Raw genomic sequence first — 21,533 nt, 5'->3', positions numbered from 1 at the left:
TGGGTCACAGACAAGCTTAAAGAGAACTGGAGTCCCCAGCAAATAGCAGGTGTTCATGGTGGACTCAGTCATATGAGCATTTATCGCTATATATGGACAAACAAGCGTAAGGGCGGCAGGTTATGGCAGTGTCTCAGACGTAAAGCCAAGCCTTATCGGCAGCGTTTAACTGCTGAGACTCGTGGTCGTATTAATGACAGAGTCTCTATCCATGAGCGCCCCTCCATCGTTGATGCGCGCACGCGGATTGGCGACTGGGAGGCGGATACCATTATCGGTCAGCATCACAAGCAAGCGATTGTCACGCTCGTTGAACGTAAAACAGGGCTGCTGAAGATGAAACGTGTGGATAATAAAACGGCACAGCAAGTATCAGAGGCAATGATAGAGCTCTTAAAGCCAGTGAGGTTGCAGGTTAAGACCATTACCTCTGACAATGGTAAAGAGTTTGCTCAGCATAAAAAGGTGAAACAAAAGCTCTTTAGCTCTTTCTTCTTTGCCGATGCTTATGCGTCATGGCAGCGAGGAACCAACGAAAATACCAACGGCTTGATCAGAGAGTATCTGCCTAAAGGCTGTGACTTTAGACAAGTCTCTGATGATGAGATGCAGGACATTGAGAACAAACTAAATAACAGACCAAGAAAACGCTTAGGGTTTAAAACGCCTATGCAGGCGTTCTATAATATTAATTAGCGTTGCACTTGGTGTGTTAATCTAAGATGTTAACCAATTGATAAATAGCATTTTATCTATTAGCTATTAAACAGATAATATTTATAAGAATGACGAGTCAGGCTGCGTCAAAAACTCTATTTCTTCGCCACTTGAAACCCGTCCTAAAATGTCATTACGATGCGGATAACGACCAAATCGATCGATAATGACTTTATGTTTCATCTCAGCCTCTATGGTTTGCGCATTGGTATATTGCTCAAACAGGGTGACTGCTCGTTGATGAATCAGTTTTGACTCACTGTGCATATACGGCATAAGTATAAACTTACGCGCCTCTACAGTTTCAAGTATTTCTAATGCGCCAGCAGTAACCGCTTCTTGAGCGAGCGCCAATGCCATACTATCTTGAGCAAAGGCCGCTGGCGTATCACGATAAATATTTCGCGAGAACTGGTCTAATACAATAATTTCAGCCAACCTACCCTCAACACTACATCGCCATTCATATAACTCTGACGCCGCTGCTTGCTCGAGCAATTCACTGTATCGCTCGATTAATAACTTATCAAAATCTACGTCTTTCTCAAAAAACTGTTGGCTACCGACCTCTTTAAAACAAAAACCTAATATCACTTTATACATCGTTTTCTCAAACTCACTATTTAAAGGTATGATTTACAGGCTAAATTTAAAATTATTGTCTAAAAATATCGCATATTCGCTTATGGTTTCATATCCACTAATGAATATTCAGCCATCATGGCTTATACTTTTCATTATCCATAAATAAAAATAGGAAATATCATGGCTCGTTTACAAGACAAAGTTATCATTATCACAGGCGCGGCTCAAGGCATGGGCGAAACTCATGCGCGTTTGTGTCTGGAAGAAGGTGCTAAAGTCGTCTTGACCGATATTAATTCTGATAAAGGCAACGCATTGGCTAAGGAACTTGGCGATAATGCCCTCTTTATCAAGCATGATGTCACCAATGAAGACGATTGGGCACAAGTCGTTAAAGCAACCCAAGAAAAATTTGGTCAAATCGATGTCTTAGTTAATAATGCAGGTATCACTACGCACAAATCTATCTTAGATACCTCGGTAGCAGACTACCGCAAGATCCTAGAGATTAACCAAGTGTCGGTCTTTTTAGGCATGAAAGCGGTTATTCCAACGATGAAAGCAGCCAAGCAAGGCTCTATCATTAATATCTCATCGATTAACGGTTTGGTCGGTGGCGCTATCGGTTATACCGATTCTAAATTTGCGGTACGCGGTATGACCAAAGCCGCAGCATTGGAGTGCGCCCCTCATGGCATTCGCGTGAACTCCATTCATCCAGGCGTCATCGCCACACCAATGATTATGCAAGGCGATACCAAAGATGCAGTTGAAGCTTTTGCCAAAACCATTCCGATGAGACGTGTGGCGCAGCCCGAAGAAGTCAGCGGCATGGTGCTATTCTTAGCGTCAGATGACTCTAGTTATTCAACCGGCTCAGAATTTATCGTTGATGGTGGGTTGACTGCGCAGTAAGACTTTTTACGCTAAACCATGTAAATTTGATAAAAGCTGGGCATATTGCTCAGCTTTTATTTTGAGATTTTTTCAGAAAAATATTAAGCCTTCGAACACGAAGCCTTTAATAACTTTTACTTGATTCTTGATAACATCTCAGCTGCTGCATTTAACCTCTTCAAAGCCCACTCAAAATCAATTCTTCAATCCCTGCTCTTTCATGCGTTTTAAACGGATAGCGATCTGCCATGATTATCCATTGGTTCAAGCTTTTAGCTGTTTTTTTAGATGTTGTATTTCTGCTTAGGCTATTTTGATTATCATCTAATTTTATTAACAAAATATCGATATCCATGGTGACTTGCTTTATGGATGTCTGAGCTTCTGTTAGACGCTGTCTGTCGCACTCACTTTCAAAATTTTTAAAGGTCTGCTGCAACTGTTGTAACGGTATCGGCGACGTTAGTGAAATATAGACACATTGATTGGTATAGTCAGGTTTTGGGTGTTCCAGCGTCGCCGTAAAGTCAGGGTTTTGAAATGCCGTAGATAGCTGTATTTCGCCCAAAACGGCTAATTTTTTTCGGACACACGGTAAGTGTTTTTCAGCTTGATAATTGCTACCCAATGCCAATAGCACTGCCGTCACCGACTGTGTTTGCAGCAGTTCAGGCGCATACGTTTGTAAGCCATCAAGATTTAAATGAGTCAGTGCTTTATGCATTATCAGATTGGCTATTGTCGTTTGCCGCTGACTCAGTTGCTGATGCTTTAGCATAACGGGTGATTTGTACCCCAACGGCATCCGCTTGCTTGATTGCCGTCGGCTTGGCAATGCTTAACGTCACTTTATGACTCGCATATTTTTCCAGCAGCTTATCAGCGATTTGCCCGGCTAGGTGTTCAAGCAACTGTGCCTTAATCGCTTTGCACCATTCGCTCACATCATCACAGACCGCTTTGTAATTGAGCGCATCATGGACATCGTCTGAAACAGCAGCTTTACTAATATCTGTTTCAAGCGTTATATCAATTAGGAGCGGCTGCGTAATAGCGCGCTCCCACGCGTAAACACCAATGACTGCTTCTACTGTTAAGCCTTTGACAAATACCACATCAGATTCGGTATGAAACATGCGCTCATCCTTATTTATTAATTTTTGACTGAGCTTTTTAATTTAAGTCTTTCGCCCAAAATTTTATTTACTTTGTTTTTTTATTTACTTTGCTGCAATGCTTCTTCGCGCAAGCGCTCGGCTTTTAATGCTTTACTAGGGCGATGACGCCACAAGTCAATGCTGAATAATAACAGCCCGAGCCAAATCAAACCAAAGACGGCTAAACGGTTTAAGTCAAAAGGTTCTTTATAATAAAACACCGCCAAGAAGAAAATAAAGGTCGGCGTCAGATAATTCATAAAACTTAAAATACTATAAGCGACTAGCTTAGTCGATCTATTAAATAGTAATAGCGGTATCAGCGTAATGGGACCTGCTATCATAAGCAACCAAATATTTGGGGTAAACCAAAAACTCAGCTGGCTACTGACCACATCCGCTTGCCAAAACCACCAAATAAAGATGGGTACCAACATGGTAGTTTCAACAAACATTGCATCGACTGCGGTCAATGGCGTTTGGCGCTGAATCGTACCGTAAGTACTAAAGCTAAAGGCAAGAATGAGCGATAGCCATGGCAGACTACCGAGCATCACGACTTGAATGACCACAGACAATAGCGCAAAACCAATCGCGACCCATTGTAAAGGTCGCAGGCGCTCTTTGAATAAAATCATCGATAACGCCACGCCAACGAGCGGGCCAATAAAATACCCCAAGCTCGCCTCAAGTATCTGATCGTGATTGACCGCCCATACATAGGTGAGCCAATTGGTGGCGATAATAATACCTGACAAAAAGGTCAAGGCTATCCATTTTGGATTTTGTTTTAAGGTATTTATCCACTGCCAACGTTTGGTCACGACCACAACGATGAGCAAACAGGCAAACGTCCAAACAATGCGATGACCGATGATTTCTGTCGCGTTATAAGCGGCCAATTGTTTAAAATATAAAGGAAATGCACCCCATATACAAAAAGCGATCAGCGCAGTGACGATACCATTTCTCGTAGTTTTGATTGGAACGACTGGTTTTTTGACGACATTTTGAGTAGTCATAAGGCAAGACAACTTAAATTAGAGCAAAGCGCGACCTCACCTAATGTTTATCAATAATGAAAACTTAGCGGTAAGAGCGCAGGGTTACTACATATAGGGTAGAAAGTAAAAAGCAATGCGTTAATACTATTAAAGTATCAACACATTGCTGACGATAACCACGTTGAAAATAACTTTTATATCAAGGTCAAGAAAGGCTAAAAAGCAGCCTTGCTGGCTTCATTAAATCCAGAAGTCAGCATCTCAAAAGCCAATAATACTGCTTATCAAACTATTAGGGTTTTTAGCATTAGGCTACACCATTATCCACTTGAATAGACATACCGATTTGATTGGCAAGTTCAGCAAACCCTGGAAAACTGGTATTGACGGTCTCAACGCCTTCAATGGTAATCTGCTTGGATGCGCGTAAGCTGGCAACCGCAAAGCTCATGGCAATACGATGATCATGATGTGAGGTAATTTGACCGCCACCGAAGACTGGCTGGCTGTTATTAACCTCATTAACATCAACATTACTGCCCTTGCCTTCAATACCTTTACCTTCAATAATTAGACCATCTTCAGTCACGGTGCAATCGATACCAAGCGTTTGTAGACCATCTGCCATCACGGCAATGCGATCTGATTCTTTAACGCGCAACTCTTTTGCACCCGTTAATACTGTACGACCTTGGGCACAGCTAGCAGCAATGAATAAGACTGGAAACTCATCAATCGCTAAAGGCACTAAGTATTCTGGAATCTCAATACCTTTTAGTTTTGAGCTACGAATCGTGATATCTGCTACTGGCTCACCGCCCACATGCGTCTCATGGCTTAGGCTAATATCAGCATTCATCAGTTGTAAGATATCGATAATACCCGTACGTGTCGGATTAATACCCACTTGCGTTAAGGTCAATTCGCTATCTTGACTAATAGCAGCGGCTACCATAAAGAAGGCCGCCGATGAGATATCCGCAGGGACAGCGATATCACCGCCTGTGAGCGTGCCACCCCCTTCAACGCTAATGCGATTGCCATCAACAGTCACAGGATAACCAAAGGCTGAGAGCATACGTTCGGTATGGTCACGGCTAACTTCAGGTTGAATGACAGTCGTTGTGCCTTTTGCCCACAGTCCAGCCAGCAATAAGCAAGACTTAACTTGTGCAGACGCGACTGGCATATCATACTCAGCCCCTTGCAGCGGCTGTCCGACACTATCACGACCAGTGATACTTAGCGGCGCAGTACCGCTATGACCCGTACTTTGAATCACGGCACCCATGGCGCGCAATGGCGCTGCGACACGCTCCATAGGGCGCTTGTTTAAACTCGTATCACCGATTAACACACTATCAAATGCTTGTGCCGCCAAGATACCTGCCAGCAGCCGCATACTAGTACCCGAATTGCCCATATATAATGGCGTTTTGCTTGGCTTTAGACCATTCATCCCAACGCCATGAATGATCAATTTACCGTTATCAGGCCCTTCAATGGTCACGCCCATATCACGAAAAGCTTGCAAGGTGGCAAGCGCATCTTCCCCTTCCAAAAATCCTGTGACATTGGTCACCCCTGTCGCAAGGCTACCGAGCATGATACTGCGATGCGAGATAGACTTGTCACCAGGAATGTTAATGGTGCCAGAGACGGTATTGCTGGGAGTAATATTATAAGAAGCTGACATGGCAGAAGTATCCGTATAAGGAGTGCTGGCTAACATATGGCCAAAATGTCGCCGTGCGGCTTGCGCGCGGCCCAAAAGTCCCATCAGGGCGGTTGAATCTTTATCAATAATAAGCTGACGCATGGTCTGTAAATAAACGCCATACTCGTCAAGAGCGCTTACGATGGCGCTTTGATTGGCAAAAAATATATCATGCCACATTTTAGGATCGCTGGCAGCAATACGGCTAAAGTCACGAAAGCCCCCTGCTGCATAACGAAACATATCTAAATTGTCATCATGGCTTGCCAGCTGCTCGACCAGATTAAACGCCAGCAAATGCGGCAAATGACTGGTATGCGCCAAAATAGAATCATGATGGTCAGCGGACATCGCCATCACTGAAGCGCCCACTGCTTCCCATAACTGCCGCAATCTAGCAATAGCGGCAGAATCCGTCGTTGGCAGCTCACATATAATCACGCTATGATTGACAAATAATGTGGCACGCCGCGCATGATACCCTGAATCTTCGGCACCAGCAATCGGATGCGCAGGTACCAATCCTGTCGGCAAAGCCCCAAATACCTCTTTGGCAGCTTCAATGATATTGACCTTGGTACTACAGACATCGGTAATGATGCAATCGGACGCAAGCTGACCATTATCCATAGCGGATTTGATATCGACAAACACAGCTTGCACGGCTTGCACAGGCACCGCGATAACAATCAAATCACTGCCACTAACTACTTCACTTAAGATAGCACTACCCGCATCTAGCAAACCATGCTGAATGGCTTCGTCGATGCTTGGCGCATGTCGATCAACCGCCACCAAGCGCGCGCTTAAACCATGGTCTTTAATGGCTTGGGCAAGACTTGCGCCAATCAGCCCTAGACCGATGACACAAACCTGCTTAAATAACGGCGGCTGGGTATTGATAGCGGACTGCCTATTATTATTTTGATCATTTTGAATGTTTTGCTGGCAACTCACGGCTTTTCTCTTTGAACAAACGAACGTGTTTTTAGGTCAAACAAACTGACATTCATTTTATAAAGTTTAATTGTCTAATCATCAGTCAGTATAGAGCGTAGTGTATCAATCAGGCGCATATTGTCTTCTGCAACGCCTACCGTGATACGCAACCAAGTAGGCAAGCCATAGCCTACCAATGGCCGCACGATGACCCCTTGCTCAAGTAATGCTTGATTGATCGATAGCGCATTTTCATCGTCCATTTCTACCATGATAAAATTGGCATGCGACTTAACAAAACCCAACCCTAAAGCATCAAACTGCTTTTCTAACCAGCGCATTTGCTCTTCGTTGGTCAAGCGTACTTTTTCAATGAAATCTTGATCACCAAGTGCTGCTGCGGCGGCCGCCAGTCCAACACGACTGACATTAAATGGCTGACGGATACGGTTTAATAAATCCGCAACTGCTACCGAGCTTAGTGCATAGCCAACTCGCAGACCTGCTAATCCATACGCTTTGGAGAAGGTGCGAACGATGACCACATTATCAAAATCCTCGATTAGCGCTCTGTTATTACTCTCAGGACTGTACTCAATATAGGCTTCATCCAATACCACCAATACTGAGCTTGGCACACCTGCGACGAACTGACGCAGCGCTTTATGCTCAAGCTGTGTTCCGGTTGGGTTGTTAGGATTGGCAATAAAGACAATTTTGGTATTAGGATTGTCCTGAACCGCTTGGCTCATGGCGTTGAGATCATGACCAAAACGCTGCGCGGGCACTTCTACGCCCGTCGCGCCTTGCATTTTTGCTAGCATCGAATAAACCACAAAGGCATACTGGCTATAGACGATCGCGTCATCCGTACCCACAAAACTACGCGCCAAGATATCGAGCAAATCGTTAGAGCCATTGCCCAAGGTGATCTGATCGATATTCACATCATTAAAATCAGCCAATGCTTGCTTTAGGTAGTAACCATTACCATCAGGATAACGCGCCAGCTGACTAAGCTGCTCTGTCACTGCCAACGTCACTTGCGGTGAGCAGCCCATTGGATTCTCATTGCTAGCAAGCTTCACCACATCTGAGACGCCATATTCGCGCGTCAACTCTTCCACCGGCTTGCCTGTTTGATACGGAGCAAGCTCTAAGATACTGTCATAGGCAGGTATGAGCGGTGATAAATTTGACTCAGTCGATTGAGGTGTCTGCATGGTTTATCCTTAGAAGTGATGACGCATCTACGATTTATTGATAATAATGAGTAATTTAACGAGTCTTTCGAGCACAAACCAGCGCTGTAGAATTGCTTCAATTTAAAGTAGTTGATTCAATTTAAAAGAGCAACAAGGACAGATAGTTATAGTCGGTTCAATGCAAAAGTGGTACAAGGCAACCAAGCGTACAGCTATATTTAATACTTCAAGCAAGGTTAACGCTGTCACACTTTTATAGTGAATTGACTATAGCACGGCTTTTGGGTATGAACCCAACACACGTAAATCCTTCACTAACGGGCGAATATCATTGATGGCCGCACTGACATTTGGATCGTTGATATGACCGTCCATATCAATAAAGAAGACATAGGCCCATTTATTAGGACGTTCAGGACGCGTCTCAATACTGGTCATCGACACGCCATGATAAGATAAGGGCTTTAAGATTTCGATAAGCGCGCCCGCTTTGTCATGAGCTGAGACGACGATAGAGGTTTTATCCTGTCCTGATGGCGCAATCGCTTCGTGACCGATGATAAGGAAGCGTGTGGTGTTGCTTGGATTGTCTTCAATATTTGAGTAAAGCTTATGCAAGTCATACTCTGCGGCTGCGACATCCCCTGCAATTGCTGCTGAATGCCATTCATTTTTGAGTCGACGTGCGGCTTCACCATTGCTCGATACAGCGACACGCTCCACATTGGGATAATTGACATCGAGCCAATGACGGCACTGGGCTAGTGACTGCTGATGCGAATAAATACGGCTGAGACCGTCAAGCTTGGTGTGCTCAGCGACCAAGAAGTTTTGATGAATGGGCAGCTCAACTTCCCCTATTATTTTTAAGGTAGAAGACAAAAAGCCATCCAAAGTATGATTGACCACACCCTCTGATGAGTTTTCAACCGGCACAACGCCATACATTGCCGTCCCCGCTTCGACTTCACGGAATACATCAGTGATAGTAGTCATTGGTACGGTATCAGCCGCTTTACCAAAATGCTTGAGGGCGGCGGCATGAGTAAAGGTGCCAACTGGACCCAAAAAGGCAATACGTTGCGGCGCTTCTAGATCTAAGCACACCGACATAATTTCACGAAACAAACGGGCCATTTTTTCATCAGCGATTGGACCAGTATTACGTGCCATCACGGCTTTTAGTACTTGAGCTTCACGTTCTGGGCGATAAAAAATAGGATTGCTTTTTTCAGCCGTAGGACTTTTTGCTATGTGCTCTTTTTTGACCGTCGCCACTTGCTGAGCCAGTTTGGCACGGTTGTTGATCAGCGTTTGAATGTCGCAGTCTACGCTATCAATACTGTGGCGCAGCTGATCTAAAAACTCTTTTTCGCTTGAGTTATCGCTTGCGCTGCTTTTATTTAGGTTATCCATTTTTTGCTCTGGTGACTGCTCACTCATTACCGCCCATCCTTTTTCTAATATTATTACTGAGTTTTATAACTGTTAATAATCACTGTTTTTATGTTTGCATATAATTATATTTATTGATAACTGAGTCCAACCATATTGATAGTCCCTGTTTGCTAAACCAGTTTATCAACATAGGCTGCTTTGCCCGCTTTATTCTTACCCTGCTCGCCGATACGGCGTGTGGATTACTCCGTTAATACAGCAGAAGATGCGCTGACCGGCTCTACTATAACAAAAACTACGCGCAGTGCCCATTCGTAAATGCGTGTAAAGCATCGAACCGTCATAAATATTAGCACAGTTATCCAATTTGGCAGCCATGTACGGGGAACTATAATTGATTAAATTTAAAAGTAGTACAAGGCAACCGAGTGTAGAGGTATATTTAATACTTCAAACGGTGTTAACGCAGTAATACTTTTATAGTGGAATGACTATATGGCAGAACAGTGGCTCAAAACTATGTTACAGTTCAAAACTAATGGTAACTAGCACCACTAACAAAAGCATAAACACCTTTTAAATACATTTAATCTTTAGAACATAACCAATCTTTTAACATTTAAATACTTTTTAACACTTAATAATTTTAAAACACCACCCTGTTAATTGATTCATACAAGGATACCTGATGAGCGCATTACAACAGCTTCGCACCATGACCACCATTGTCGCTGATACTGGCGACCTTAGCGCTATTGCTCGCTTAAAACCTGTCGATGCGACCACCAATCCCAGTCTCATTACCAAAGCCCTTATTCATCCTGATAACCAGTCTATGCTCTCAGAGACGATGAGTCGCTATCAAGGTAACGTAGACGATGTCATTGATGCGCTCACTATCAAGATTGGCTGTAATATTTTAGAGCTAATCGAAGGGCGTGTCTCAACTGAGGTCGATGCGCGTTTGTCTTATGACACCCAAGCGACGATCGATAAAGCCTTAGCATTTATGGAGGCCTATCAGCAAGCAGGGGTCGACTCAGAGCGTGTCCTCATCAAGATGGCGGCGACGTGGCAGGGCATTGAGGCCGCGCGTTATCTAGAAACACAGGGTATTCACTGCAATCTGACGTTATTATTCGGACAGCATCAAGCGATTGCCTGTGCTGACGCTGGCGTGACCCTCATATCACCCTTTGTTGGTCGTATTTTAGATTGGCAAAAACGCCAACAAAACCGTCAGAACGTGCCTGTCTCTGATGATATGGGTGTGCAATCGGTCAAGCTTATTTACCAATATTTCAAGCAACATGGCTACAACACGCAAGTAATGGGCGCAAGCTTTCGCTCTACTGAGCAAATATTGGCATTGGCAGGCTGTGATCTGTTGACCATTGCTCCCGATCTTATTGATGAGTTGGCAGCGATGGATATAGAAGTCCCTCGTCAGCTTTCACCAAGCATGTCGATGGCGTTAGATGATATGACTCGAGTAAGTTTGACGCAGGAAGAGTTCAGTCAAGCCTATCAAAAGGATACCGTTACCCAAGACTTGCTACCCAAGGGTATCGATGGCTTTATCGGTGCGCGTGATGAGCTTGCTCAGGCATTGGCTGCGATGCGCAGTTAGTCGTTACGATAACGCGCAGTTAAACACCGGCAAATAAAAGAGATTTGCCTGCTAATAGTAAGTTAGCTATTATAACCTACTTCAAATAACAAGAAGTAAGGCTTGATTATGAGACGGCTATCAGTGGTATTAGCAGGTAGTGCGCTAGCGATTAGTGCACATGCAGTAAACTGGATAGAGATATCTGAGACTGATTCTGGTTCGACTTTCAGCCTAGATTCCGACTCTATTGAAAGCTCTGATATCAATATCATAGATGAGCATCATGTCGAAAACATTTTGGCATCCATTCGTAGAACCTATCCGCCGCAGCTACAACAGACGGATAAAAAAGATAAAAAGAGCAAAAAAGAAAGCGCTATAGACCATAGCGATCAGCAATTATTGATATCTTGTAAAGATGCCAGTTACTATCGACGAGCCTACGTGAATTATGGCGCTGATAATAAAGTCATAAAATCTTGGCAATCAGACAAACCCATATTGACCACCAAGGATTTTAAAATTACAACGCCAAAAACGATCGGGCGCAAAATAGTAGAGCAAACTTGCGAACGTTATCAACAAGACAAATAAAAAGTATCGATAGCAAAAAAGCGCGCTGACCTTATATCAGCGCGCTTTTTCTTTATGGTCAATTTAAAAATTGACGTTAAGCTTTTAGCACCGTATAAACAGGCACGGGGAACTCACCATGCAAGTCAACCAAGTCTAGCAGTACTAAAGCACCGACCACAGTATGATCCGCTGATTGGCACAGCTCATAAGCGGTGGTCAACGTACCGCCCGTTGCCAAAATATCATCGACCAACAGTACTCGCTCAGGAGGCAGGTTATTTTGCATTTCAAGCGTGTCTTTACCGTATTCTAGCGCATAGGCCTTGTTGGCAACAGGCGGCGGCAACTTACCGGGCTTACGCAACAAAATCATCCCTTTACCCAAGCGACCTGCCAGCAAGCTGGCAAACACAAAGCCACGTGCCTCTACTGCACCCAAACAGTCCACTTCATCCATCAGCCCATCTGGCAATACCGCAAGCAGCGCATCAATCACCGCATTAATGTGACTGCGCAGTAACGGGGTAATATCATAAAAATCAATGCCGACTTTCGGGAAGTTTGGTACTGTGCGAATAACCTGCCAAAACGGATGGTCGGTATTGAGCGTATGAGACGGCTCAGTTTCAGTATTAGTAGATGTAGCGGCGGCGTTGACGCTCATAATAACCCTTATTTCATATGGCTTAGATGGTAATAAGTGACGGTGATAAATGACAGACATCACCGTGAAATTAGTAGCGATTACTATAACATAATTTGGTGTAATATAGCGGTCAAACGAGCAATGATAGACTCGTTTAAATCAACGAAATGCTCATATCAGACTTGATAAAAGCGCGGTTATCTCAATATACAAGTGTAAACTTAACTATTAAAACACCGGTTATATGCTAAACTACGGGCGTTTTTACCGTCCAAATATGAGCGTCAATGCTCAGTAGACGCGCTAAAGACACCCTGTAACACTGGTAATGATCGATAGGACTATTTATGAAACGTTATGAATGTATCGTCTGTGGCTGGATATACGATGAAGCACTTGGCTGTCCTGAAGAAGGGATTGCGCCTGGCACTAAGTGGGAAGACATCCCTGAAGACTGGATTTGCCCCGAGTGCGGTGTTGGCAAGCTTGATTTTGAGATGCTTGAGATTTAGTAGACGACTCTCTAATTAGGACACTTCATGACAAAATCCAATGATATCAATAACGCGCCACTGCCTAAGAGCGCTGGAGAGGATGGGCTATACCCTACTCCTGACTGGCAACGATTTGGCAAACACCAATGGCGCGAATCAAACCTGAGCGAACACCTCCATCAAGCGATGATAGATATCGGTGATGGCATCGAGTTGTGTGTTGAGGCAGGCGGCAATCCCAATCACCCACCACTGTTGATGATTATGGGTCTTGGCTCGCAGATGATATTTTGGCCGAACAATTTTATCAAGCGCCTTATTGATGCCGGATTTTTCGTGATTCGTTTTGACAATCGAGATATTGGCTTGTCTTCTAAGGTACAGATTGATGGTCTACCGCGTATCAGCCAACTAAAAATGATGATGCGTTTGCAAACCGGATTGTCTAATAAGAGTACGCAGGTTGCTTATAATTTGACCGATATGGCCGAAGATACAGCGCGTTTGATTAAAGCGTTGCAGCTGGGTAAGACACACCTACTTGGTGCTTCTATGGGCGGTATGATTGCCCAAATTGTGGCGGCACGCTATCCAAGCCTAGTACAACGCATGGCCTTGATGTTTACCACCACCAATCGGGCATTCTTAAAGCCGCCGAAGCCTAAGCAGTTGTATACGCTTATCAATCGTCCTGAGAGTCATTCTGAGCGCGATATCGTGCGCCATAGTGTCTGGTTTATGAAGACAGTCGGCACCCCAGGACATGTCAACGTGCGCATGGTGCGTGAAATTGCTAAGTTACGTTATCAGCGCAACTTTCATCCGCTTGGCACTGTACAGCAGCTCAATGCTATCTTAGCATCAGGCTCTATTAGCCGGTTTAGTAAGCAAGTCAAAGCACCGACGATTGTGCTGCATGGTAGTGCAGATGGGCTGTTGCCTCCTTCGCAAGGACGCGTAGTCGCTAAGACTATTCCGAATGCCAAGTTTCATTTAATCGAAGGCATGGCACACGATATTCCAGAGTACTACCAACCTTATATGGTCGATTTAATCAGCAAGCACCTATTAGACCAGTAGTTTTATTTTTTGCCCATAAAAAAGAGCGTAAACCCTACTATTGATTCGTAGGTTTTACGCTCTTTTTTATGCTGGCTATTTTACGTCGATCTTTTCATTTAAACACGCCCTAATTTAAACACGCCCTAATCGCAACCGACACCCGTCCCTTCTTTATCAATACACATCTTATTGCCATTTTTTAGGTTACCAATCCACGCTTTGCCACTGGTAAAGGTAAAGGCGGGTCTGCCTTGGTAACTGTCACCACTCGATACACCGCTATTAGCAAAGCGAAAAGGAATCACCAGCTCACCGCCCAGATTGACAAAACCCCAATTATCATCGATACGCACGCCAGCCAAGCCTTCTGAAAAAGGGCGAGCATCATCAAATGAATAAGTAATCATCGTCACATTGTTTTCATCGACGAAACCCCATCGACCATCTTGCTGACGTGGTTGTAACGTCGTAAAACGATTGGGCACTGCTTGCCTAGATTGCGCTGGCGCTGTAGCAGAGCTATTATTAGCAGTTTGCTTCGAGGACAAAGGCTCATTATTACTGTTACTACCATTTGGATTGCTAGTGGCTTTGCCATTTTTATCCAACCAACTGGTCGCTTGATTTTTACGTACTTGCGTCACACCGCCACGATAATCGTCAATATCACTGATTGACGCAGAAAACGACACGACGGTCTTATTCGCCGTATCGATAACCCCATAATTGCCATCTTTTTTGACCACGATACGTCCATCAGATACTGGGCGCGCCCAACCCTGACTTTCCTTTAGCATATCGTAGGTCGCAGGTATTACTTCACGGCCCTGCATATTAAGGTAGCCGACGTGACTATTGCGCAGCACGGGTAGCAAGCCACCAGCTATCTTATCTGCATCGACTTTTTGATAGCGTGATAAATCAACGACTTTTTTGCCTTTACTATTTAGCAACGCTACTGGTGCACCGAAGTCCTTTGTTGCTAGAAAATAACCGTTACTCGCGGTACAAGAGACATTTTTATAATAGCTTTTGGGAATTTTACAGCTGGCGGCGTGTGCAGTCGGCATCATAAATAACGCACTGATTAACAGGCTAATGGTAGCACCGTAGCGCGTTACTTTTAGCGGCGATCCAAATATCGGGGAAAGCAGCGCTTTTGATTGAGTCTGTCGATGCATAAATAAACCTAGGCTAAAAGTAGTAGGAACTATATTGAGTGTTTTAAAAGAGCGATAAAAGATAGATTAGCAAATCATGGGCTTTGCGCCAATGCTATTCCTGTAAGGATGCGACTCGATGATATAAGCACTATTACATACAGTCATCATAAGAATAAATTATGTTTCAACCATTTCATTTTAGCTGTAAAACATCGACAATGTCGGTATCTGAATTATATCGTGCATACCCTAAACTTTCAGCAGATCGTTACCCATTTGCACGTGACCAAACTAAGGACAATCTATGGCTATTGCCGCTTCACGCTCTGCACCTATTGGCTTGGTCATTGGTTGCGTTATATTCGGTCTAGGCAGTCTAATCGTCGCGCACGTTGATATCGGCGGTTGGGCCATGTCGTTTTGGCGACTCGCCATCTCAGGAGTGGTCTTTGCTATTTTAGCTAGAGTCATGGGGCAACGATTGCCACGTTCGAGACGCGCTATTTTTTATGGTCTATTATCAGGCGCATTTTTAGGGTTAGATTTGGCGCTTTGGCATGAGAGCATCTATGCCGTGGGGCCTGGTATTTCAACCTTACTTAATAGTTTGCAGATTTTCTTTTTGGCAGCGATTGGCTTTTTATATTTTAATGAACGACAATCTATTTTGCAGCTCATCAGCTTGTTTTTGGCGATGCTTGGCGTGGCGATGATAGGCAGCCCAGAGTTTGCGCAAAATACAGCAGCTACGTGGGGGTTTGTGACGGGCATTGTCTCAGGGGCGATGTTGGCTGCCTCAATGACTTTCATTCGTAAGACGCACGATACCGAACCCACGCCCATATTTATGCTGATGCAGCTGATCAGTATCGGCGGTGTGCTGGCGATGGTTATTCCGATGTTTGTGTTTGATATGGGCAATATCCTGCCCAATACGTGGTCTGAGATTGGCTGGGTGCTTATTTATGGTACCGTCATGCAGTGCTTAGCTTGGGGTCTGATTGCCTACTCTATTCCCAAGCTATCTTTGGCACTGACAGGGCTACTGCTACTAACTGAGCCGATTGCCGCCTTAGTGATTGACTATAGCTGGCTGGACAAACCGATTAATACCTTACAATGGAGCGGTGCGCTGTTGACGATGTTTGCCATTTACTTGGGTTCATTGAAGCCCAAGCCGCGCGCACTTCGTCGTTATCGATTTTTCGCACGGTTTTATAAGCGTAACTATAAATAAAGATCGCAGCAAATAACAATGTTTATAAAGCAGTGTCATCACAAATAAAAGCCACAATAATTATTGTGGCTTTTGCTTATCAATATATTAAGTTCTTTAATTTTATGATTAAAAAAATCAGTCTTTTTGACGATTAAACTTTTTGTCTATTAAATAAGGCATTAAGCACAATCGCAGCCAAGGTAGCCGTGCCGATACCACCCAAGTCAAAGCCGCCCAGATGCAAGCTAAAGTTACCTGTACCCATGATGACAGTGACAGCAGCGATGATAAGGTTGCTGTTTTTGCTAAAGTCGATATGGTTGTCTATCCAGATTTTGATCCCAGCGACAGTGATAAGTCCGAATACCACGATAGAAGCTCCACCCAATAATGCCGGTGGTATCGTTTGAATAATTGCGCCAAATTTTGGTGATAACCCAAGCAAGATAGCCACCAGTCCAGCGATGACAAAAATTGTGGTGCTATATACCTTAGTCACCGCCATGACGCCGATGTTTTCTGCATAAGTAGTGACGCCTGTGCCGCCAAAACCTGCTGAAAAAGTAGTCGCTAAGCCATCAGCGAAAAATGCCCGACCCATATAAGGGGTCACGCGCGCCTTGGTCATGCCTTCCACCGCTTTGAAATGTCCCAAGTTTTCAGCCACTAGAATAAAAGCCACGGGCGCTATTAAGATAATAGCACCCATCTCAAAACGTGGTGAATGGATACTTGGTAGACCAAACCATGAAGCAGCAGACACGCCGCTAAAATCGATGGGAATACCGAAGCCCATCACATTGGTCATCACAAAATAGGCGACGTATGACAATATTAAGCCCACCAGTAATAACAGCCGACGTAACATACCGCGCGTAAAAACAGCCACACCACTAATAAGCAATACAGTTAAGGTGGCCATCCAAGCATCAAACTGATTGGCAGACACCCCTTGTATAGTGACTGGTGCTAGGTTCAAACCAATAATCATGACGATGGCACCAGTGACGATAGGTGGCATCAAACGCTCAATCCAGCCTGTCCCAGTCTTCATGACCAGCAGCCCAATCAGTGCATAGATGATACCGCAAGCCATAATACCGCCCAAAGCGACATTCAAATTGTCATTAAAGCCTACGCCTGCATAAGCAGTGACAGCAATGACGGGACCAATAAAGGCGAAGCTTGAGCCTAAGTAACTGGGCATGCGCCCACCCGTGATCATAAAGAACATCACGGTACAAATACCGGACATCAAAATCGCTAGATTAGGATCAAAGCCCATTAATAATGGTGCAAGCACCGTCGCCCCAAACATGGCAAAAGTATGCTGCACACCCAGCAGTATACTTTTTGACGGTGGTAGATACTCATTGATACCGACCGGATCACGATCCAAATCACCACCATAAGGTCGCCATGTTGGAAACCAACGACCATTTTCAAAATCTGGGTTCTTTGGGTAGCTCGTAGCTGCTGCTGAATGAATGCCAGCCGCCTCTAAGGCGTTGCGAGTAGATAATGTATCAGCGCTGTTGTCTGATTGAGAGGAATGATCGGTGGGAGATGTCATGCACGCTTGTCCTATGTGGGCGAAGCCAATAATAGGCTAAATAACTGGATCAATAAAAAACTGAGTGAAAAAATATCAATAAATAGCGGGTTATAGCCAAAAACAATAGTGAAGCAAGGCTTTACACTATAGCACTTGTCATATATCAGCTAATTCATTCATTTATGTTGCAAGGTCGCAAACCAAAAGTATTATTTGGTACGATAGCCATGTTATGCTAGAGATATAAAGTCGGATACGTTCGACTTGAACCATCGTCTCGGTCATTTTTGACTGACCTATTTTAGCGATGACCTATTTTAGCGACAACTAACTTACAGGATGTTACATAAACGCTGGCTCCAAGCATCATAACGGAGTTTAGTAACAAATAAAAGTTATTATTCATTTGTCCCATGTAGACATACATTCATAGACAACACCCCAAACTAAACACTTATCGGTGTTTGGTTTGAGGTGTTTATTATATTTTTCATGCCAGTGCTAAAGCCAATCGATAAGCCATGCTGAAGCACATAAAATTTTGGTGATTTATTATGATTAGTGTTTTTGATTTATTTAAAATTGGCATTGGCCCTTCAAGCTCACATACCGTCGGTCCGATGGTGGCAGCCAACTTGTTTTTGGAATCACTTCTGCAGCAAACAGAACTGACGGCTATAGACAGTATTGAGATTGAGTTGTATGGTTCCTTAGCAGCGACGGGCAAAGGCCATGCAACGGATACCGCCATCTTATTGGGACTGCTAGGACATACGCCTAGCACCATCGATACACGGCTAACCGGCAGCTACTTAGCGCCGATATTTTCGGAAAAAAAGCTGAATGTGTCAGGTACTCATTCGATTGTTTTTGATACCGAGCGTGACACTTATTGGTACGATGATACCGTCCTGCCCTATCACCCCAATGCCTTGACGCTCCGGGCGGTATTGGCCGATGGTACTCGTTATCAGCAAACCTATTATTCGGTTGGTGGTGGTTTCGTCATTAACGAAGAAGACGCCACTGATCCAGATGAAGACCATGCCAGCCCTACCATTGATAGCGTGCCCTATCCTTTCAATAACGCCGCAGAGCTATTAGAACAGTGTCGTCAAAACGGCTTGAGCATCAGTGAGTTGGTGCTGGCGAACGAGTGTCATTATCGTGAACAGACAGAAGTCTTTGCCTACTTAGATAGCATCTGGGACGTCATGCAAGACTGTGTCAAACAGGGCTGTGAAAGTGGCGGTATTTTACCAGGCGGTCTAGATGTCAGACGCCGCGCACAAGACTTATATTCACAGTTATGTGCGGAGAAGAACCAACCGATTGCAGAAACCGATAAATTGGCAGCGATGGATTGGGTTGACTTATATGCGCTCGCCGTCAACGAAGAAAATGCCAATGGCGGCAAAGTGGTCACCGCGCCTACCAACGGTGCCGCTGGCATCATACCAGCCGTCCTGCACTATTATCGTGACTTTTTGCCCAACTACGACCAAAGCGGCGTCTATAAGTTTTTGTTAAATGCTACTGCTATTGGCAGCCTTATCAAGCAAAACGCCTCTATCTCTGGCGCTGAGGTTGGCTGTCAAGGCGAAGTCGGCTCAGCATGTGCAATGGCGGCATCTGCCTTGGCTGAGATTATGGGCGGCGATCCTGCCAAATGCTTGAATGCCGCTGAGATTGGTATCGAGCATAACTTAGGTCTCACTTGCGATCCTATCGGTGGCTTGGTTCAGGTTCCTTGTATTGAACGCAATGCCATGGGCGCGGTAAAAGCGATCAACGCTGCCCGTCTTGCCTGTCGGGGTAATGGTCAGCACTTTGTCTCTTTAGATAAGGTGATTGAAACGATGAAAGTAACCGGCGCTGATATGTTAGATAAGTATAAAGAAACGGCTCGTGGTGGTCTGGCGGTTTATGCTGATAACCGTATTCCCACTGCGACTCATGGTGTCAGCGTAAAATATAGCCAATGCTAATAGCCGCTATCGACTGTTATTGTCATTATTGAATCAATGTTATGTCAAATTATCATTGAGTTGGCTTCGTTATTACAGTATTAAAAACAGCTCATAAAAAAAGCCTCTAAATCATTAGAGGCTTTTTTATTTTACAAATTATTTGAACATAGACTATTTACTTGTTCAAAAATTCATAAGGTCATCTGATTACTCAGCAGTTTTTGAAACCACTTCATTTAAGATCCAGATAGGCTTAACTACGTTAGAGGCTTCGTCAGTTACCGCTTCTTGGCGTACATCTAAGATGTAGCGATAGTTTGGCTCATAAGTGAAACCTTGGATGTTACCATTCAAAGTAGTATAGTTTTTCTGATAAGTTTGACGATACTGTAAGCACTCTGATTCAACTTTGGTGCCATTAGCGGTGGTCAGGTCACAAACCGCTTTACGTGGGGCAATCTCTACTTCAAAACTTGGAATGTTAATCACTTTAACATTCATAGGTTGGCCTTCAACGACCATCGTACGCTCATTATCCATACCCATAGTAGAACAACCTGACAGGGCAAAAGTAGTCATCAACGCAGCAAGTGCTAATTTTTTCATTATTCAATCCTCAGTTAATTAATATTCATTATCGCCCGTTTGAACTCGTTTTAATCATTTATAGACGTTCAAAACGTAGTAGGCATTTAGGGCCATACTGGCAAAATCGATTGAGACAGCCAAATAACGCTAGTAATCGCTCAGCAGTATGGTCTATTGTTTACTGGAGCTAGTATATGTCGCAAACCGACTCATCCTCTATAACTGGTTTGTAAAGTAACGTCAGCTTTTGCAACTCATGTTAGTTAAACGTACTAAAAAACAGTCTAAGCCGATATTTATTTGACAACTTAGATTAACACACCAAGTGCAACGCTAATTAATATTATAGAACGCCTGCATAGGCGTTTTAAACCCTAAGCGTTTTCTTGGTCTGTTATTTAGTTTGTTCTCAATGTCCTGCATCTCATCATCAGAGACTTGTCTAAAGTCACAGCCTTTAGGCAGATACTCTCTGATCAAGCCGTTGGTATTTTCGTTGGTTCCTCGCTGCCATGACGCATAAGCATCGGCAAAGAAGAAAGAGCTAAAGAGCTTTTGTTTCACCTTTTTATGCTGAGCAAACTCTTTACCATTGTCAGAGGTAATGGTCTTAACCTGCAACCTCACTGGCTTTAAGAGCTCTATCATTGCCTCTGATACTTGCTGTGCCGTTTTATTATCCACACGTTTCATCTTCAGCAGCCCTGTTTTACGTTCAACGAGCGTGACAATCGCTTGCTTGTGATGCTGACCGATAATGGTATCCGCCTCCCAGTCGCCAATCCGCGTGCGCGCATCAACGATGGAGGGGCGCTCATGGATAGAGACTCTGTCATTAATACGACCACGAGTCTCAGCAGTTAAACGCTGCCGATAAGGCTTGGCTTTACGTCTGAGACACTGCCATAACCTGCCGCCCTTACGCTTGTTTGTCCATATATAGCGATAAATGCTCATATGACTGAGTCCACCATGAACACCTGCTATTTGCTGGGGACTCCAGTTCTCTTTAAGCTTGTCTGTGACCCA

The 21,533-nt window shown here is 44.2% G+C and carries 20 protein-coding genes; 8 read left to right on the top strand and 12 right to left on the bottom strand.

The genetic code is table 11. The features are described 5' to 3' along the window. Positions 1-696 (top strand): IS30 family transposase (locus tag W293_RS16435; RefSeq protein WP_037025835.1); only part of this gene is annotated, 696 nt, incomplete at its 5' end. Positions 697-777: 81 nt separating this feature from the next. Here W293_RS16435 and W293_RS0112430 read toward each other — a convergent pair. Further along, complete coding sequence (locus W293_RS0112430) at positions 778-1,320, bottom strand: DUF924 family protein (RefSeq protein WP_025652746.1); 543 nt, start codon at positions 1,318-1,320, stop codon at positions 778-780. Between the two features lie 162 nt (positions 1,321-1,482). Here W293_RS0112430 and W293_RS0112425 point away from each other — a divergent pair, with 162 nt between their 5' ends. Beyond that, positions 1,483-2,217 carry a glucose 1-dehydrogenase gene (locus W293_RS0112425; RefSeq protein ID WP_025652744.1) on the top strand — a complete coding sequence of 245 codons (735 nt, stop codon included), beginning with the start codon at positions 1,483-1,485 and terminating at the stop codon, positions 2,215-2,217. 160 nt (positions 2,218-2,377) lie between these two features. On the opposite strand, the gene W293_RS0112420 is transcribed toward W293_RS0112425, so the two are convergent. From W293_RS0112420 to pheA, 6 genes are all read right to left on the bottom strand, one after another. Next, positions 2,378-2,923, bottom strand: a complete 546-nt coding sequence (locus tag W293_RS0112420) for a 2-amino-4-hydroxy-6-hydroxymethyldihydropteridine diphosphokinase (RefSeq protein WP_037025865.1) — start codon at positions 2,921-2,923, stop codon at positions 2,378-2,380. Then, positions 2,916-3,335: a dihydroneopterin aldolase gene (folB, locus tag W293_RS0112415; protein WP_025652742.1), complete on the bottom strand. Its 420-nt coding sequence runs from the start codon at positions 3,333-3,335 to the stop codon at positions 2,916-2,918. Before folB ends, W293_RS0112420 begins: the two co-directional genes overlap by 8 nt. An 80-nt stretch (positions 3,336-3,415) precedes the next feature. Continuing rightward, complete coding sequence (gene rarD / locus W293_RS0112410) at positions 3,416-4,378, bottom strand: EamA family transporter RarD (protein ID WP_025652741.1); 963 nt, start codon at positions 4,376-4,378, stop codon at positions 3,416-3,418. A gap of 289 nt (positions 4,379-4,667) precedes the next feature. Continuing rightward, complete coding sequence (locus tag W293_RS0112405) at positions 4,668-7,016, bottom strand: bifunctional prephenate dehydrogenase/3-phosphoshikimate 1-carboxyvinyltransferase (RefSeq protein ID WP_051395137.1); 2,349 nt, start codon at positions 7,014-7,016, stop codon at positions 4,668-4,670. A 92-nt stretch (positions 7,017-7,108) separates the two neighbouring features. Continuing rightward, the gene (hisC, locus tag W293_RS0112400; protein WP_025652739.1) at positions 7,109-8,239 is read right to left on the bottom strand and encodes a histidinol-phosphate transaminase; all 1,131 of its coding nucleotides are present in this window, start codon (positions 8,237-8,239) and stop codon (positions 7,109-7,111) included. A 249-nt stretch (positions 8,240-8,488) separates the two neighbouring features. Beyond that, a complete protein-coding gene (gene pheA / locus W293_RS0112395; RefSeq protein WP_025652738.1) occupies positions 8,489-9,664 on the bottom strand; it encodes a prephenate dehydratase in 1,176 nt (391 codons plus the stop codon). 643 nt (positions 9,665-10,307) lie between these two features. Between pheA and W293_RS0112390 the strand changes: the two genes are divergently transcribed. Both W293_RS0112390 and W293_RS0112385 read left to right on the top strand, forming a co-directional pair. Beyond that, positions 10,308-11,249 carry a transaldolase gene (locus tag W293_RS0112390; RefSeq protein ID WP_037025863.1) on the top strand — a complete coding sequence of 314 codons (942 nt, stop codon included), beginning with the start codon at positions 10,308-10,310 and terminating at the stop codon, positions 11,247-11,249. Between the two features lie 108 nt (positions 11,250-11,357). Then, entirely contained in the window at positions 11,358-11,825 is a 468-nt protein-coding gene (locus W293_RS0112385) for a hypothetical protein (RefSeq protein ID WP_025652736.1), read from the top strand. Positions 11,826-11,901: 76 nt separating this feature from the next. On the opposite strand, the gene W293_RS0112380 is transcribed toward W293_RS0112385, so the two are convergent. Beyond that, positions 11,902-12,471, bottom strand: coding sequence for an adenine phosphoribosyltransferase (locus W293_RS0112380; protein ID WP_025652735.1), 570 nt, complete (start codon positions 12,469-12,471; stop codon positions 11,902-11,904). Between the two features lie 329 nt (positions 12,472-12,800). On the opposite strand from W293_RS0112380, the gene W293_RS0112375 reads away from it, so the two are divergent. Next, a complete protein-coding gene (locus W293_RS0112375) occupies positions 12,801-12,965 on the top strand; it encodes a rubredoxin (protein ID WP_010201990.1) in 165 nt (54 codons plus the stop codon). A 27-nt stretch (positions 12,966-12,992) separates the two neighbouring features. Beyond that, positions 12,993-14,027, top strand: a complete 1,035-nt coding sequence (locus W293_RS0112370; protein ID WP_025652734.1) for an alpha/beta fold hydrolase — start codon at positions 12,993-12,995, stop codon at positions 14,025-14,027. A 125-nt stretch (positions 14,028-14,152) separates the two neighbouring features. On the opposite strand, the gene W293_RS0112365 is transcribed toward W293_RS0112370, so the two are convergent. Next, positions 14,153-15,190 carry a WG repeat-containing protein gene (locus W293_RS0112365; RefSeq protein WP_025652733.1) on the bottom strand — a complete coding sequence of 346 codons (1,038 nt, stop codon included), beginning with the start codon at positions 15,188-15,190 and terminating at the stop codon, positions 14,153-14,155. A gap of 286 nt (positions 15,191-15,476) precedes the next feature. Between W293_RS0112365 and W293_RS0112360 the strand changes: the two genes are divergently transcribed. Then, entirely contained in the window at positions 15,477-16,409 is a 933-nt protein-coding gene (locus W293_RS0112360; RefSeq protein ID WP_025652732.1) for a DMT family transporter, read from the top strand. A gap of 133 nt (positions 16,410-16,542) precedes the next feature. Here W293_RS0112360 and W293_RS0112355 read toward each other — a convergent pair whose 3' ends face one another. After that, positions 16,543-17,964 (bottom strand): solute carrier family 23 protein, encoded by a 1,422-nt coding sequence (locus W293_RS0112355; protein WP_025652731.1) that lies wholly within the window; start codon positions 17,962-17,964, stop codon positions 16,543-16,545. A 536-nt stretch (positions 17,965-18,500) separates the two neighbouring features. Here W293_RS0112355 and W293_RS0112350 point away from each other — a divergent pair. Continuing rightward, positions 18,501-19,934, top strand: a complete 1,434-nt coding sequence (locus W293_RS0112350) for an L-serine ammonia-lyase (RefSeq protein WP_025652730.1) — start codon at positions 18,501-18,503, stop codon at positions 19,932-19,934. A gap of 189 nt (positions 19,935-20,123) precedes the next feature. On the opposite strand, the gene W293_RS0112345 is transcribed toward W293_RS0112350, so the two are convergent. Next, positions 20,124-20,522 (bottom strand): DUF4377 domain-containing protein, encoded by a 399-nt coding sequence (locus W293_RS0112345; RefSeq protein WP_025652729.1) that lies wholly within the window; start codon positions 20,520-20,522, stop codon positions 20,124-20,126. A gap of 315 nt (positions 20,523-20,837) precedes the next feature. Next, a partial coding sequence (locus W293_RS16430) for an IS30 family transposase (protein ID WP_037025835.1) occupies positions 20,838-21,533 on the bottom strand: 696 nt, incomplete at its 5' end.

It is taken from the genome of Psychrobacter sp. TB67 (genome assembly GCF_000511065.1).
Lineage (GTDB): Bacteria > Pseudomonadota > Gammaproteobacteria > Pseudomonadales > Moraxellaceae > Psychrobacter > Psychrobacter okhotskensis.
Note: the sequence above shows the minus strand (reverse complement) of the source record. Positions and strands in the feature narration are given on the sequence as shown.

Excerpts from the sequence above, each read along its gene's own strand:
- W293_RS0112430 (WP_025652746.1), bottom strand. The coding sequence starts at position 1,320 with ATGTATAAAGTGATATTAGGTTTTTGTTTTAAAGAGGTCGGTAGCCAA.
- W293_RS0112425 (WP_025652744.1), top strand. The coding sequence starts at position 1,483 with ATGGCTCGTTTACAAGACAAAGTTATCATTATCACAGGCGCGGCTCAA.
- W293_RS0112420 (WP_037025865.1), bottom strand. The coding sequence starts at position 2,923 with ATGCATAAAGCACTGACTCATTTAAATCTTGATGGCTTACAAACGTAT.
- folB (WP_025652742.1), bottom strand. The coding sequence starts at position 3,335 with ATGTTTCATACCGAATCTGATGTGGTATTTGTCAAAGGCTTAACAGTA.
- rarD (WP_025652741.1), bottom strand. The coding sequence starts at position 4,378 with ATGACTACTCAAAATGTCGTCAAAAAACCAGTCGTTCCAATCAAAACT.
- hisC (WP_025652739.1), bottom strand. The coding sequence starts at position 8,239 with ATGCAGACACCTCAATCGACTGAGTCAAATTTATCACCGCTCATACCT.
- pheA (WP_025652738.1), bottom strand. The coding sequence starts at position 9,664 with ATGAGTGAGCAGTCACCAGAGCAAAAAATGGATAACCTAAATAAAAGC.
- W293_RS0112390 (WP_037025863.1), top strand. The coding sequence starts at position 10,308 with ATGAGCGCATTACAACAGCTTCGCACCATGACCACCATTGTCGCTGAT.
- W293_RS0112385 (WP_025652736.1), top strand. The coding sequence starts at position 11,358 with ATGAGACGGCTATCAGTGGTATTAGCAGGTAGTGCGCTAGCGATTAGT.
- W293_RS0112380 (WP_025652735.1), bottom strand. The coding sequence starts at position 12,471 with ATGAGCGTCAACGCCGCCGCTACATCTACTAATACTGAAACTGAGCCG.
- W293_RS0112375 (WP_010201990.1), top strand. The coding sequence starts at position 12,801 with ATGAAACGTTATGAATGTATCGTCTGTGGCTGGATATACGATGAAGCA.
- W293_RS0112370 (WP_025652734.1), top strand. The coding sequence starts at position 12,993 with ATGACAAAATCCAATGATATCAATAACGCGCCACTGCCTAAGAGCGCT.
- W293_RS0112365 (WP_025652733.1), bottom strand. The coding sequence starts at position 15,190 with ATGCATCGACAGACTCAATCAAAAGCGCTGCTTTCCCCGATATTTGGA.
- W293_RS0112360 (WP_025652732.1), top strand. The coding sequence starts at position 15,477 with ATGGCTATTGCCGCTTCACGCTCTGCACCTATTGGCTTGGTCATTGGT.
- W293_RS0112355 (WP_025652731.1), bottom strand. The coding sequence starts at position 17,964 with ATGACATCTCCCACCGATCATTCCTCTCAATCAGACAACAGCGCTGAT.
- W293_RS0112350 (WP_025652730.1), top strand. The coding sequence starts at position 18,501 with ATGATTAGTGTTTTTGATTTATTTAAAATTGGCATTGGCCCTTCAAGC.
- W293_RS0112345 (WP_025652729.1), bottom strand. The coding sequence starts at position 20,522 with ATGAAAAAATTAGCACTTGCTGCGTTGATGACTACTTTTGCCCTGTCA.